The sequence below is a fragment of the Bradyrhizobium sp. WYCCWR 13022 genome (assembly GCF_030435535.1).
Taxonomy (GTDB): Bacteria; Pseudomonadota; Alphaproteobacteria; order Rhizobiales; family Xanthobacteraceae; genus Bradyrhizobium.
Window position 1 is genome coordinate 61,379 of the sequence record NZ_JAUIZJ010000008.1, and the last position, 12,564, is coordinate 73,942.

A 12,564-nucleotide genomic window follows, 5' to 3' on the forward strand; every position below is an offset into this window, starting at 1 on the left:
CAGGGAAGGATCCTCTTAGCGGCCGTCCCTCATGCCTCCCGATACCAGTCTTGGATGTTGTCCGTTTCGTTGGCCCAGCCGCTGATGGCAGGGCGCAGCGTGTTGGAGGCAGCCTCCACCTTCAAGCGGTGCAGGACCGGAATGAACACGGTGTCTTTCCACAACAGGTCGTTGCACTTGATGTAGAGCGCTGCGCGCTTGACCGGATCGGTTTCGGTCTCGGCCGCGGCAATGGCCGCATCATAGTCCTTGTTGACGTAACGAGGAAAATTCTGGCCCTGCCACTTGTTTTCCTTGGTTGCAACATTGGCCGAAATGTAGCGCCTCATGTGAAGCGCGGGATCGGGCTGGGTCATCGGGATCTGGAATTCCTCGATGTCGGAATAGAACTTGGAATAGGTGTCGGGGTTGGCGACGTCGGAAGAGAAGAAGACCGACGCGACGACCGATTTCAGCTCAACCTCGATGCCCGCCTTCTGACAGGCCTGCTTGACGATGGCCTGGGTCTTCTGGCGCGGACCATTGATTGAGGTCTGGTACAGGAGCTTCAGCTTCTTGCCGCCCTTTTCGCGAATGCCGTCCGCACCGGCTTTCCAGCCGGCGTCCTCCAGCATCTTCGACGCCTTGTCGATATTGAACTCCCAAGAGGTGTTCTTGGAGACGAATTTCTCGGGGCCATTGAGGTAGTTGGCCGTGGCGCGCCCGGCGCGACCGTAGATCGCCTTCCTGATCGCGTCACGGTCGACGAGCAAGGCGAGCGCCTGGCGAACGGCCGGGTCGGACAGGAGGGGATGCTTGGTTTTCATCGAAGACCGCTCGCCATCGACCTCGGTGTTCGGGTCGGTGAAGTTGATCGCGATGAACTCGATGTCGCCGCCCACGGCATAAATGGTCTTGCCCTTGCCGCCCTTCTCCAGCCGCAACAGCACGTCGTCCTCGACCTGCATGTTCCAGGCAAAATCAAATTCGCCGGTCTGGATCACCGCGCGCGCTGCGGAGACGGCATCGCCGCCGCCTTTCATCTCGATCGTGTCGAAATGCGGCCGGTTGGGCATGTGATAGTCAGGATTGATCTGGCCTCGGACCAGATCGCCCGGCTTGAACTCGACGAACTTGTAGGGGCCGGTGCCAACCGGCGCCAGGTTGCTCGGCGCTTCGCGGGATTTCGCTCCCTTGTACTCGGCAAACAGGTGTTGCGGGATCACGCATCCGTAGGCGCCCACGAAGGCATTGGCCCAGAACGGCGTGGGATTCTTGAACTGGATGCGGATGGTGAGACCATCTACCTTCTCGACCGTCATGTCGGCGTACGTGCTGATGGACACTGCGGCCGTGGCGGCGTCGCTGGCATACGCCCAGGTGAACACGAAATCGTCGGCGGTCAGGGGTTTGCCGTCATGCCATTTGACGCCGGGCTTGATCTTCCAGGTGACCGACTTGCCATCGGCGGCCAGGCCGCCATTTGCGACCGACGGAATTTCGGCGGCGAGAATCGGGTTGAGATTGCCGTTGGCATCCCAGCTTGCGAGCGGCTCGTAGAACAGGCGCGAACCGTCCTGGTCCTTGGTGCCGGTGGCAAAATGCGGATTGAGCAAGGTCGGCCCTTGCCACCACAGTAGCTTGAGCGGACCGCCGCCGCCGCGCTTGGTCGGCGGATATGGGTTCGGGCTCTGGGCCATGGCGACGCCGCCGATGGCGAGGATCTGATTCGCCATGGGAGCAGTGAGGCCGACAGCGGCCATGCGCTTGATGAAGGCACGGCGATCCATCCGCCCATCCTTCACGTCACCGATCATCGAACGCAGTTCTTTGTCCAGCATGGTTGTCCCCCGTCTGGTTCCCTTATGGATACAGGCGGTCGCAGGACGGCCGCCGGGTTTTGGCTGGCGGTAGATGGCACACTGAATAGGCCGCACGTCAACTGCGGCCGCGCGTGTACAAACGAAGTTCTGGCTGTCCGTTGGGCAAAACTTCGTCCCGCAGCCCAACGGTTTGGCATTCCGGCGCCAAAATCCGCCGGAAACCAAGTTGCACTGCGAAAAATTTGTTCTTCAGATCAGACGAAGTATCGAGATGGAATTCTACGCCACGGACATATTGAGCGGCGGCGCGACGTGGTCGGGCAGCGGGCAGACGTAAGGCGTCTTGGTCGTCCGCTTCGTGAGATCGGCCTTCGCGGCCTTGATCAGCTCCGGTTCGGTCAATGCCTTGATGCCGAGGCCGGCCATGGCCTTTGCCGCCTGCACCATCGCCTTGTGGGCGTGCGGGCTCTTGCCCTGTGCAACCACCTGCCAGGTGTGGAACGGCGTGCCAATTGCAACCGTCGGTGCGTGAACCTGCACGGTCGGGACCACCCAGCTCACGTCGCCCACGTCGGTCGAGCCGACCAGCGGGTTGCGCTTGGCATCCAGCGGCACCAGGAAGTCTGCCAGCGGCCGATCGGTCGGCTCCATCCCGATCGCGTAATAGACCGACGCGATGTCCTTGTCGGTCAGCGTCGCGCGGATCTGGCTGGCAAAGCCCTTGTCGCTATCGTCGAAATGCGGCGGTCCGAGCTCTTCCATGACCCGATGCAGCGCCTGCTCCAGCGGCGTGTTCGGCAGGATGTTGGAAACCGCCGAGATGATCTTCATCTCGACCTTGGTCTCGGTCATCAGGGCCGCGCCCTCCGCGATCTTGCTGACACGCCCGACCAGCTCGTTCATGCCGGGGAGATCACGCGCGCGGATCGAATAGCGGACGCGGGCATGGGCCTGCACCACGTTGGGCGCGATGCCGCCCGTGTCGAGCAGCGCGTAGTGCACGCGCGCATCGCTCGGCATGTGTTCTCGCATGTAGTTCACGCCGACATTCATCAACTCCACCGCATCGAGCGCGGAGCGGCCGAGATGGGGCGAAGCCGCCGCATGCGAGGTGCGGCCGGTGAAGATGAAGTCGGCGCGGGTGTTGGCGAGCGACGGCGTCACCGCGACTTCCCAGAAGCTGTGTGGATGCCAGGTGATCGCGATATCGGCGTCCTCGAAAGCGCCGGAGCGCACCATGAAGGCCTTGGCCGCGCCGCCCTCTTCGGCCGGGCAGCCGTAATAGCGCACGCGGCCAGGCACCTTGTTCTCGGCGAGCCAGTCCTTGACCGCGGTTGCGGCGAGCAGCGCCGCGGAGCCGAGCAGATTGTGACCGCAACCGTGGCCGTGGCCGCCGGTCTCGACCGGACGGTGCTCGGCAACGCCCGCCTCCTGGCTGAGGCCCGGCAGCGCGTCGTATTCACCCATGAAGGCGATGACCGGACCGCCCTCGCCCCATTCGCCCATCACCGCGGTCGGAATGCCCGCAACCTTTTCGGTGATGCGGAAGCCCTGGTGGCGTAATTCGGCGAGATGCTCGGCCGCGGAGCGCGCCTCAGTGTAGCAGACTTCGGGCATGCCCCAGACCTTGTCGCTCAGGTCGATGAAACGTCCCTTGATCGTGTCGATGCCACGCCAGATGTCGCTGCGGTTATCCATTGCTTCGGTCCGTGATCTCTTGGTCCAACCAAGCGCCAATGGTTAGCAGCTTCGTTGGACCCCGCCTAGCATCTCGCCGGACACCAGCCATGCGACCGATGCCGGATTGGGCAGCCACCGACCGAATTTGGGTGAACGATGCCTGTGATCTTCGGAAATCGGCGGCGCGACATCCGAATAGTTGAGGTCAAGTCTTTCAAGACGACCTTCTCCGGCCTAAATTATGCTTGCTTCGCGCGTTGTTGTTCCGCAGCCAAGGCGGAGCGAAGCTGTCAGCCAGGAGAACTCGATGACCGTTCTGACCGAATGGAGAGTGCCGCCGGCCAATCAGCCGCGTGCGAGCGAGTACGGCTTCGACCTCGACCGTGCGCTCGCGTCCATCGTCGGCCTGCACGCCATCATCCCGTCGGACGCCTTCAGCGCGGAAACGCTCGGTACCGAACGCGCCGGCAACGGCGTCGTGATCGATGACGGGCTGGTGCTCACCATCGGCTATCTCGTCACCGAGGCGGAATCCGTGTGGCTTCATCGCGGCGACGGGCACGTCGTCGAGGGACATGTGCTCGGCTTCGATGCCGTCACCGGCTTCGGCCTGGTGCAGGCGCTCGGCCGGCTCGATATCGAGCCGCTGCCGCTCGGCTCGTCGGCGAATGTCAGGCTCGGCGACCGCGTCGTGGTCGGCGGCGCGGGTGGGCGGACGCGATCGGTCGCGAGCCAGATCGTCGCCAAGCAGGAATTCGCCGGCTATTGGGAGTACCTGCTCGACGAGGCCTTGTTCACCTATCCGGCTCATCCGAATTGGGGCGGCACGGGGCTGATCAACGAGCGCGGCGAATTGATCGGCATCGGCTCGCTTCAACTCGAGCGTGAACGCGACGGCAACGCCGAGCACGTCAACATGGTCGTGCCGATCGACCTGCTGAAACCGATTCTCGACGATCTCCGGAAGTTCGGCCGCGTCAACAAGCCGGCGCGGCCGTGGCTCGGGCTCTATTCGACCGAGATCGACAACCGCGTGGTGGTGATCGGGATCTCCGCCAACGGTCCCGCCGCGCGCGCCGAGCTCAAGACCGGCGACGTCATTCTTGCCGTGGACGGCGAGAAGGTCACGAGCCAGACGGCGTTCTACAAGAAGATGTGGGGGCTCGGCCCCGCCGGCGTCGACGTGCCCCTCACCGTGCACCATCAGGGCACTGCGCATCATGAAGGCGTCACCTTCGACGTCACGGTGACGTCGACCGACCGCTTCAAGCTGCTGAAAGCGCCGAAGCTGCACTGAGCCACCCAAAGGAAGCGGCAATGACCGAGGCCGTCGTCGACGACATCGTGGCCGTGCTGCCGCCGCTGCTCAATGCGCTGGAAGCACTCGGCTACTTCGCCCGGCATCTGCATCCGCCGGCCTTCGGCTCGGTGATGAACGCGATCGGCGCGCCGGATGATGCGCTACGATCGGCGCATGAGGCCGTCGGCGCGTGGCCGGAGCAATTCGCCGGGCTTCGCGAGCGGCTCGATCGCGCCTGCAACGAGACGCTCGCCGCCTTTGCCGGCATCCGCGACGTCGAGCGCGGCAATGGCGATCTCCTCGCGGTATTCCGCGCGCTCCGCCATCTGCCGCGTGCGCAGGAGGCGCTTTATCCACTGTCGGCGCAATTCCCGCCCGTGAGCAATTTCTTCCTCACTGCAGCTCATCGCGAGAACGAAGAGCTGCTCTCGCGGCTCGGGGGCGGTGCGAGCGAGCCCACCGGCATCTTCCACGATCACAACGAGCCCGGCAGCCGCGGCGGCTTCTCGGTCTATGTACCCGAATATTATACGCCCGATCGCAGCTGGCCGCTGGTGATGGCGTTGCACGGCGGCAGCGGCAACGGCCGCGGCTTTCTGTGGAGCTGGCTACGCGACGTCCGCAGCCTGGGCGCGATCCTGGTGACGCCGACCGCGACCGGGCAGACCTGGGCGCTGATGGGCGACGACACCGACACGCCCAATCTTGCGCTCATCCTCGAAAGCGTACGCGGCCGCTGGACGATCGATGCTTCGCACATGCTGCTGACCGGCATGAGCGATGGCGGCACTTTCTGCTACGTGAGCGGGCTCGATGGCGCCTCGCCCTTCACCCATCTCGCGCCGGTATCGGCAACCTTCCATCCGCTGATGGCGGAGATGGCCGACGTCACGCGGCTTCGGGGCCTGCCCGTCTTCATCACCCACGGCAAGCTCGACTGGATGTTTCCGGTACAGACCGCGCGCCAAACGCAGGGAGCGCTCGCGGCCGCTGGCGCCGACGTCACCTACCGCGAGATTGACGACCTCAGTCACACCTATCCGCGCGAGATCAACGCGGAGCTTCTGCAATGGCTGAACGGGGCGTGAACGAGGCGTCCTCACCTGCGCCGCACTGGCGCGGAACCATCACTCTGGGCCGACGTTATCCGCCCGACACACCGGAGGGTTCGCCATGCAGACTTTTTTCGGAATGATCCTGGGCGCGCTGCTGCTTGCTTGCGGCGTCTATGTCTATGACTCCATGCAGACGTCGTCCGTCGCCAACGGCGAGGTCGCGACCACCAATCGCACCATCGTGAACTGGGACGTCGCGAAGGCCGACTGGGACCTGCTGCGCGACCGTGCGCACAAGGACTGGGTCCGCATCTCCTCAAAGTAACCTCGATCGACCGGACATGAACAAGGCGCCGTCGCGATTCCGCGGCGGCGCCTTTGTCTTGGCTGCGATCAATGCAGCGATGGATCAGTTCATCTTGGCCTTGCGGGCGTCGGCGATGACCTGCTCGAACTCGGTCATGCTGAGCACACCCGGCACGCGGTACTTGCCGACGATGAACGACGGCGTGCCGCGGAAGCCGAAGGCTTCGGCCTGATCGTTGTTGCGCTTGAGGATCGCGTCGATGTCCTTGCCGTGCGCCGTGAGGTCACCCTTGACGCGGTCCATGTCGACGCCGACGGAGGCGAGCAGTTCGTTGATGCGCGACTCGGTCAGGCGCGAGCTGACGCCCATCATGGCGTCATGGGCTTGATGGTACTTGTTCTGATATTTGGTGGCGAGCGCGATCCGGGCAGCCGTCACCGAGACCGGCCCGAGGATCGGCCAGTCCTTCAACACCAGCCTGACCTTGCCGTCGTCCTGGACGACCTGACGCAGCTCAGGCTCGAGCTTGCGGCAATAGGGACAATTGTAGTCGGACCATTCGATGATGCTGACGTTGCCATCGGGATTGCCGGCGACGGGAACGTCGGGATCGCGCAGCACCTTGGCTTCAGTCAGCACCTCGCCATCATTGGTAGCTGTGCGCGCCAACGACATGCCGCCAGCCGCGAAGGCGCCCGCCCCGATCAACGTCAGCGCGGCACGGCGCGTCGGCCCAAAGCCCTTGTTTCCAGATCCAGCCATATCTCGTCCCGTTTCGGTCCCATCGCCGCAAGTACGGCTCGGAACCGGGAATTGTTACAGACCATATAGAGTGTCGCGGGGGCGATGTCACCGCACCAGCAATGTCACCACCAGCGGGACCAGAAACGACGTGACCAGAGCATTGAGACTCATGGCGATGCCGGAGAAGACGCCGGCAACCTCATCGACCTGGAACGCGCGGGCGGTGCCGATGCCGTGCGCGGCCAGGCCGGCGGCAAAGCCGCGAGCACGGAAGTCCGTGACCCCGGTGCGGTTCATCAGCGGTGTGACGATGATTGCGCCCATGATGCCTGTGAGGATAACTGCAACCGCCGCCAGCGAAGGATCGGCATGGAGGGATTCGGCGATGCCCATGGCCACGCCGGCCGTGACTGATTTGGGTGCAAGCGAGAGCACCACGTCACGCGGCAGGCCGACGAACTCTGCGAGCAGCACGACCGACACCACGGCCGTCACCGAGCCCGCGACCAACGCCGCCAGCATTGGCACGATGGAACTCACCACGCGCTTGCGGTTCTCATAGAGGGGCACGGCGAGCGCAACGGTGGCGGGCCCGAGCAGAAAATGCACGAACTGCGCACCGGCAAAATAGGCGGTGTAGGAGGTGCCTGTAACGAGCAGGAACGCACCAATGATCCACATCGCATGCAGCACGGGATTGGCGAACGGATGCCGCCGCGTCGCAAGCGATATCGCGTCGGTGGTCGCATAGACCACCAACGTCACCGTCAGCCAGAGCAGCGGCGATTGCGAGAGATAGACCCAGAGCGAGAACGGATTATCCTTCATTGCGCGTCCTGTTGCTTCAACAGGCGGCTGACCAGGCGAAAGGTCAGAACGGTCGCCAGCAAAGTGATGATCACCGAGAGCGCAAGCACCAGGACGATGGCGATGCCGTGAGAGGCGAGCAGATCGAGCTTCTGAACGACGCCCACCCCGGCCGGCACGAACAAAAGCGACAGATGAGCCAGCAGGCCCTTGCTTGCGGTCTCGACGCCGTCGTTGCGCAGCGGTCCGTGCGCGAGAATAGAGAGGCGGTCGCGGGCAAGCAGCAAGATCAGAAGCAGGAGCAGGCCGAGCACAGGCCCCGGCAGCGGCAGGCCGAGGCCGCGGACCGCGGCCTCGCCGATCAATTGGCAAAGCAGGATGAGGCTGAGACTTGCAAGCATGACGCATCAAGGAATGCGCCGCAGGGCTTGTCAATTGGCGCTAGCCGCGGGACGCGCGCGGTTCGTGCGAAGCCGCAATCCGAGGCAGCATCGCCATCAGCGTCCCGGTCATGGTGGCGATCAACGTGGTCGTGCCCTCATGCTCGGCAAACGCCCTGGCTTCGCAGAAGGTGAGCGTACGGCCCGGCTTGACCACCTCGGCCTTGAAGACGAAGCGTTCGCCGCGGGCCGGGGCGAGCAGCGTGGTCTTGAATTCGACCGTGAGGATATCGGCCCCTGACTGCATCAGCGTGAAGGCGGCAACGCCGCAGGCATTATCGAGCCCCGCGGTGATGATGCCGGCATGAACAAAGCCGCTCTGCTGCGTGAAGGCGGACGAATGCAGCATGGCGAGTTCGGCCTCACCAGGCGCGAGCCGCACGATCACGACGCCCAGCGTGCGCATCGCCGGCTGTCCCTCGAACATGGCGATGGCGGCGGCACGATAGCCGGGATTATTCGGCTCAAACGCAGCCATGACTCAGGCCTCGACCGGCTCGGAAAGATATTTCAGCGCGATCACGCGGATGGCCTCAGCGAATGGGACAGATTTGCGCAAGCTGCGGTCCATGTGCACGCCGGTGATCTCGCAGAATGCGGCCATCTCGCCGGTCTCGGCATTGGTCATGTCGTGCCGAAACCGGACCGACTTGTCGCGAAACTCGAGCAGGTGGCTGCGGATCTCGATGATGTCACCGGCCAGCAGTTCGCGCTTGTAGGTGATGTTCTGCTGTACGGCGGCCATGCCGCGGCCGGAAGAGCGCAGATAGCTCGGCGTCAGCCCGAGCCGGGCGAACAGATTCCAATTGGCCTCGTCGAACTTGCCGACATACCACATGATGTTCATGTGGCCGACGTGATCGCATTGCCACGGATAGACCGTACCGCGATAGGTGGCCTCTTGCTCCATCGCCTTTCCCCGCCCTTTTCGGTGTTCTGGTCTTGATACGGTAGCGTATCGGGTATCGGGCGCGTTAGCAATACGGCACCGTATCAAGAACCGGTGAGGCTTCCTTCATGAACGACGGCAAGGGCGACGTCTGGGTCGAGGCAGGGTTCACGGAGCTTGCCCGCGCGGGTGTCGAGGGGGTGCGGGTCGAGGTGCTTGCCAAGAATCTGGGCGTCACCAAGGGCGGCTTCTACCGCCGCTTCGCCGACCGGTCCGCGCTGCTCGAGGCCATGCTGGTGCACTGGCGCGAAGGACGCTCGGCATCGATCGCACAGCAGACCAGCCTCGACGGGCAAGAGCCGCGCGAGCGGCTCAGGGCAGTGATCCAGCTCTATTCCGAGCGGCTGAATCCGGACGGCATGGCGATCGAGCTCGCAATCCGGCAATGGGCCCGCTCCGACGAGAGCGCGGCGGCGGCAGTGGCAAGCGTGGATGCGGCGCGGCTCAAGCACGTCACCGAACTCTATCGCGCGATCGGCCTCGAGGCCGAGGAGGCAGAGGCACAGGCCTTCTTGTTCTACTGCTTCATCTTCGGTCAGAGCCTGCTGTTCGTCGAGCGCGGCCCGCGCAAGCGGTCACAACTCGTGGCGAAATCGGCCGAGAAACTGCTCGACTAAGAGAAGAGGCCGGGGCTTGGCTCCGGCCTCTGCGTCGTCTCGAAGCCTCAGGCGGCGCCCTTCAGCTTCTTGTTGCATTCGCTGTAATAGCCGCCACCCTTCTCGATCCACTTCATGCCGCCATTGCCGTTGGTGGTCTTGTTGGCGTTGTACTGGTCGACGCAGGTATGGAGGCGGGCCTTGCCGGCGGTCTCCTTCGCGTATTTCGGATCGACCGCGTTCGGGAAGATCGCGGGGCCGGCCGGCATCGCCGGAGCGGCAGCGGGGGTCGCCTCCTTCTTGGCCTGCTTGGGCTCGGCAGCGGGCGGGGGCGCAGCCGGGGCAGCGGCGGTCGGCGTAGCGGCGGGCGTTGCGTCGGCGCCGCACTGGGCCTTCCGGAAGTCATTCCACTTCATGGTACCGAGCGAGCCGTCCTTCTTGGCCGCCTGGTATTTCGCGCTGCACTCCTGCGAAGTCAGCGCCTGCGCCGGCGCACTCACCATCAGCGCGGCAAAACCCGACACCGCAACTGCACACAACAATTTCGATCGAATGGTCATCCTTGGTCTCCCTCAGGGAAGCAAACGAGGATTGCTATCCTAGCGTGCCACGGACGTCCGACAAGGAAGTGATGGCGTTCAGGGCCAAAATATAGTGATCGCCTTGTTCAGATTATTCATGTCGCGTTCAGCAACCCGGGCCGACGTTCGCGCCCTTCGCAATTCTCGCAAGAAGAGTGCAGCAACATGACCCTCGCCTCCCGCCTCGCCGTCGTCGCCATTGCTTCCCTGTTCGCCACCGGTGCCGCCTTCGCCCAGACCGCGGCGCCGGCCGCCAAGACCGATGCCACCACGACCACCGACAAGAAGGCGCCGAAGGAGCGCTCGGCCGAGTCGCTCGAATGCTCCAAGCAGGCGGATGCCAAGGGCCTGCATGGCAAGGAGCGCAAGAAATTCCGCTCCGAGTGCATCAAGACCGCGAAGGCCGGCGCTGCCCCTGCTCCAGCCGCCGCCGACAAGAAGTAAATCCGTCACAATCCCTTCCTCGCGTTTGGCGGGAGGCGCGCGCATTGCGGCATGACGAGCCCGCAATTGTGCGCCTCTCGCCGATTTGCGATAAGGCGGCGTGAAGCAAATCACCGCCTCCCTACCGTTCGAATGGCCAAGCCGTGCCAAGGTTTTGGGCACCGCGGAGACGCTCGTCATCGGCGCCGGCGGCGGCCTGATCTTCCTGGTTGCGGGACTCCCGGGCGGGCTGATCTCGGGCTCGATGATCGCGGTCGGGATCGCCGCGATCGCCGGACGGCAGCTTGCCGTCCCTCCGATCCTGACCCAGACCGTGTTGGTGCTGCTCGGCATTTCGCTGGGCTCGGTCGTGTCGCGCCATCTGATCCAGCAGGTCAGCGCGTATCCGCTGACCATCGGGCTATTGGCGCTCGCCACCTTCTGCTCGACCTTCGGCTCGAGCTATTACCTCCAGCGCGTCCATGGCTGGGACCGCACCTCGGCCTTTCTCGCCGGCAGCCCTGGCGCCCTCTCGCAGATCACCATCCTGGCGGTCGAACGCGGCGCCGACCTGCCTGGAATCGCGGTCGTGCAGACAATGCGCGTCATCATCCTGACCGCGGCGCTGCCGATGGTGCTGGCGGTCGCCGGCGTCGCACCCTCCGTCGCGCCGTCACTGACGACGACGACCGCCTCGCCGCTCGATCTTGTTGAGCTGATCTTCGCCTCGCTGGCGGCATCGCTGGTGCTGCGACTGATCAAGTTTCCGGCGAGCTGGATGTTCGGCGCGATGATCGCCTCCAGCCTGCTGCACGGCGCCGGCTGGGTCGAGGGCGGCCTGCCGAACTGGGTGCGCGGCGTGGCACTGGTCGGCATCGGCGCACTGATCGGCAGTCGCTTCGCCCGGATGCGCATCAAGACGCTGGCGGGCCACATCAACGCCGCGCTTGGCTCGTTTGCAGTGGCCATCGCCGTCTCAGCGATCTTTGTCGGCATCGTCGCACTTACCACCCAGGTGAAGTTCTCCGACGTCGTCGTCGCGTTTGCGCCCGGCGCGATGGATGCGATGCTGGCGCTGGCGCTGACGCTGCACATCGACCCGATCTTCGTCGGCGCCCATCACCTCTCGCGTTTCGTGTTCGTGACGATCGCCACGCCAGGCATCGTGCACCTGTTCGGCCGCACGCAGGACGACGTGGACGATTAACCCTCCGTCGCCTGCCCTTTCAGCGCCGCAACTTGCGCTTCGAGCTCCGCAATCCGCTGGTCTTTTGCCGCCAACGCCGTCGCCACATCCGGGGCGTCGAATTTCTGCGGAATGTGCTGCGGGCAGTTGGTATCCCAGGCGGCGATCCTGAACAAGATCACCTGCTCGGGCCGGGCGCGATAGCCCTTCGGCATCAGCGCATCCGTCAGCGCATCGTCATCCTCGACCACCCGCGCCTCGCCCCAGATCTTCACCCGGCGGCGATGGGCGTAGTCCATCACGAAGATGTAGGCCTTGGGATTCTCCGAGAGATTGCCTTGGGTCAGATATTGCTGGTTGCCGGCATAGTCGGCGAAAGCGAGTGTCTGTTTGTCGAGCACCTTCAGAAACCCTTTCGGCCCGCCGCGATGCTGAATGTAAGGCTGGCCTGTGGCCGAGGCGGTGGCGAAATAGAAACTGTTGGCATCGGCGAGGAAGGCTTCGAGATTCTCGTCGACCTCGGTGCGCCAGCCTCGCTGCTCGACGCGGCCATAGGCCTCGCGCGACCCCTTGCGCGCCTGGATCGCCTTCACCGCGGGGGTGAAGGCCACATCGCTGGCATAGGTCTGAACTGCGGCCATCGGAACATCTCCTGAAAATTCCGGCGAATTGCTTTTCATCGGTCAACATAGAC

At 64.1% G+C, this 12,564-nt stretch carries 15 protein-coding genes; 6 read left to right on the plus strand and 9 right to left on the minus strand.

Annotation, left to right across the window (positions count from 1 at the left end):
- Positions 1-29: 29 nt before the first annotated feature.
- Both QY049_RS13440 and QY049_RS13445 read right to left on the minus strand, forming a co-directional pair.
- Positions 30-1,820 (minus strand): peptide ABC transporter substrate-binding protein, encoded by a 1,791-nt coding sequence (locus QY049_RS13440; RefSeq protein WP_194478173.1) that lies wholly within the window; start codon positions 1,818-1,820, stop codon positions 30-32.
- Positions 1,821-2,081: 261 nt separating this feature from the next.
- Positions 2,082-3,500 (minus strand): M20 family metallopeptidase, encoded by a 1,419-nt coding sequence (locus QY049_RS13445; RefSeq protein ID WP_258764002.1) that lies wholly within the window; start codon positions 3,498-3,500, stop codon positions 2,082-2,084.
- Between the two features lie 289 nt (positions 3,501-3,789).
- Between QY049_RS13445 and QY049_RS13450 the strand changes: the two genes are divergently transcribed.
- From QY049_RS13450 to QY049_RS13460, 3 genes are all read left to right on the plus strand, one after another.
- Positions 3,790-4,779: a S1C family serine protease gene (locus QY049_RS13450; RefSeq protein ID WP_301269500.1), complete on the plus strand. Its 990-nt coding sequence runs from the start codon at positions 3,790-3,792 to the stop codon at positions 4,777-4,779.
- Between the two features lie 20 nt (positions 4,780-4,799).
- Positions 4,800-5,870, plus strand: a complete 1,071-nt coding sequence (locus QY049_RS13455) for a phospholipase (protein WP_194478176.1) — start codon at positions 4,800-4,802, stop codon at positions 5,868-5,870.
- Positions 5,871-5,955: 85 nt separating this feature from the next.
- A complete protein-coding gene (locus QY049_RS13460; RefSeq protein ID WP_194478177.1) occupies positions 5,956-6,162 on the plus strand; it encodes a hypothetical protein in 207 nt (68 codons plus the stop codon).
- 84 nt (positions 6,163-6,246) lie between these two features.
- Here QY049_RS13460 and QY049_RS13465 read toward each other — a convergent pair whose 3' ends face one another.
- The 5 genes from QY049_RS13465 to QY049_RS13485 all read right to left on the minus strand — a co-directional run bounded on the left by QY049_RS13465 (position 6,247) and on the right by QY049_RS13485 (position 9,045).
- Positions 6,247-6,906 carry a DsbA family protein gene (locus tag QY049_RS13465; protein ID WP_194478178.1) on the minus strand — a complete coding sequence of 220 codons (660 nt, stop codon included), beginning with the start codon at positions 6,904-6,906 and terminating at the stop codon, positions 6,247-6,249.
- An 87-nt stretch (positions 6,907-6,993) separates the two neighbouring features.
- A complete protein-coding gene (locus QY049_RS13470; protein ID WP_258764005.1) occupies positions 6,994-7,716 on the minus strand; it encodes an LrgB family protein in 723 nt (240 codons plus the stop codon).
- Entirely contained in the window at positions 7,713-8,096 is a 384-nt protein-coding gene (locus QY049_RS13475; RefSeq protein WP_258764007.1) for a CidA/LrgA family protein, read from the minus strand. The genes QY049_RS13470 and QY049_RS13475 overlap by 4 nt, the downstream gene beginning before the upstream one ends.
- Positions 8,097-8,136: 40 nt before the next feature.
- Positions 8,137-8,613, minus strand: coding sequence for a PaaI family thioesterase (locus QY049_RS13480; protein ID WP_258764009.1), 477 nt, complete (start codon positions 8,611-8,613; stop codon positions 8,137-8,139).
- Positions 8,614-8,616: 3 nt separating this feature from the next.
- Positions 8,617-9,045, minus strand: coding sequence for a thioesterase family protein (locus QY049_RS13485; RefSeq protein ID WP_258764010.1), 429 nt, complete (start codon positions 9,043-9,045; stop codon positions 8,617-8,619).
- A gap of 107 nt (positions 9,046-9,152) precedes the next feature.
- Between QY049_RS13485 and QY049_RS13490 the strand changes: the two genes are divergently transcribed.
- Positions 9,153-9,701 carry a TetR/AcrR family transcriptional regulator gene (locus tag QY049_RS13490; protein ID WP_258764011.1) on the plus strand — a complete coding sequence of 183 codons (549 nt, stop codon included), beginning with the start codon at positions 9,153-9,155 and terminating at the stop codon, positions 9,699-9,701.
- Between the two features lie 47 nt (positions 9,702-9,748).
- Here the strand turns inward: QY049_RS13490 and QY049_RS13495 are convergent, their stop codons facing one another.
- A complete protein-coding gene (locus QY049_RS13495) occupies positions 9,749-10,240 on the minus strand; it encodes a hypothetical protein (RefSeq protein ID WP_258764012.1) in 492 nt (163 codons plus the stop codon).
- A 186-nt stretch (positions 10,241-10,426) separates the two neighbouring features.
- On the opposite strand from QY049_RS13495, the gene QY049_RS13500 reads away from it, so the two are divergent.
- Together QY049_RS13500 and QY049_RS13505 are read left to right on the plus strand one after the other, a co-directional pair.
- Complete coding sequence (locus QY049_RS13500) at positions 10,427-10,705, plus strand: PsiF family protein (protein WP_194478184.1); 279 nt, start codon at positions 10,427-10,429, stop codon at positions 10,703-10,705.
- A gap of 100 nt (positions 10,706-10,805) precedes the next feature.
- Positions 10,806-11,891 carry an AbrB family transcriptional regulator gene (locus QY049_RS13505; protein ID WP_194478185.1) on the plus strand — a complete coding sequence of 362 codons (1,086 nt, stop codon included), beginning with the start codon at positions 10,806-10,808 and terminating at the stop codon, positions 11,889-11,891.
- Here QY049_RS13505 and QY049_RS13510 read toward each other — a convergent pair.
- Positions 11,888-12,511 (minus strand): pyridoxamine 5'-phosphate oxidase family protein, encoded by a 624-nt coding sequence (locus tag QY049_RS13510; protein ID WP_194478186.1) that lies wholly within the window; start codon positions 12,509-12,511, stop codon positions 11,888-11,890. The genes QY049_RS13505 and QY049_RS13510 overlap by 4 nt on opposite strands.
- Positions 12,512-12,564: the final 53 nt, after the last annotated feature.

Bases quoted from the DNA above. Each gene is read 5' to 3' on its own strand.
- QY049_RS13460 (WP_194478177.1), top strand. From the start codon at position 5,956: ATGCAGACTTTTTTCGGAATGATCCTGGGCGCGCTGCTGCTTGCTTGC.
- QY049_RS13500 (WP_194478184.1), top strand. From the start codon at position 10,427: ATGACCCTCGCCTCCCGCCTCGCCGTCGTCGCCATTGCTTCCCTGTTC.
- QY049_RS13485 (WP_258764010.1), bottom strand. From the start codon at position 9,045: ATGGAGCAAGAGGCCACCTATCGCGGTACGGTCTATCCGTGGCAATGC.
- QY049_RS13495 (WP_258764012.1), bottom strand. From the start codon at position 10,240: ATGACCATTCGATCGAAATTGTTGTGTGCAGTTGCGGTGTCGGGTTTT.
- QY049_RS13475 (WP_258764007.1), bottom strand. From the start codon at position 8,096: ATGCTTGCAAGTCTCAGCCTCATCCTGCTTTGCCAATTGATCGGCGAG.
- QY049_RS13455 (WP_194478176.1), top strand. From the start codon at position 4,800: ATGACCGAGGCCGTCGTCGACGACATCGTGGCCGTGCTGCCGCCGCTG.
- QY049_RS13490 (WP_258764011.1), top strand. From the start codon at position 9,153: ATGAACGACGGCAAGGGCGACGTCTGGGTCGAGGCAGGGTTCACGGAG.
- QY049_RS13510 (WP_194478186.1), bottom strand. From the start codon at position 12,511: ATGGCCGCAGTTCAGACCTATGCCAGCGATGTGGCCTTCACCCCCGCG.
- QY049_RS13450 (WP_301269500.1), top strand. From the start codon at position 3,790: ATGACCGTTCTGACCGAATGGAGAGTGCCGCCGGCCAATCAGCCGCGT.
- QY049_RS13445 (WP_258764002.1), bottom strand. From the start codon at position 3,500: ATGGATAACCGCAGCGACATCTGGCGTGGCATCGACACGATCAAGGGA.
- QY049_RS13440 (WP_194478173.1), bottom strand. From the start codon at position 1,820: ATGCTGGACAAAGAACTGCGTTCGATGATCGGTGACGTGAAGGATGGG.
- QY049_RS13480 (WP_258764009.1), bottom strand. From the start codon at position 8,613: ATGGCTGCGTTTGAGCCGAATAATCCCGGCTATCGTGCCGCCGCCATC.
- QY049_RS13465 (WP_194478178.1), bottom strand. From the start codon at position 6,906: ATGGCTGGATCTGGAAACAAGGGCTTTGGGCCGACGCGCCGTGCCGCG.
- QY049_RS13470 (WP_258764005.1), bottom strand. From the start codon at position 7,716: ATGAAGGATAATCCGTTCTCGCTCTGGGTCTATCTCTCGCAATCGCCG.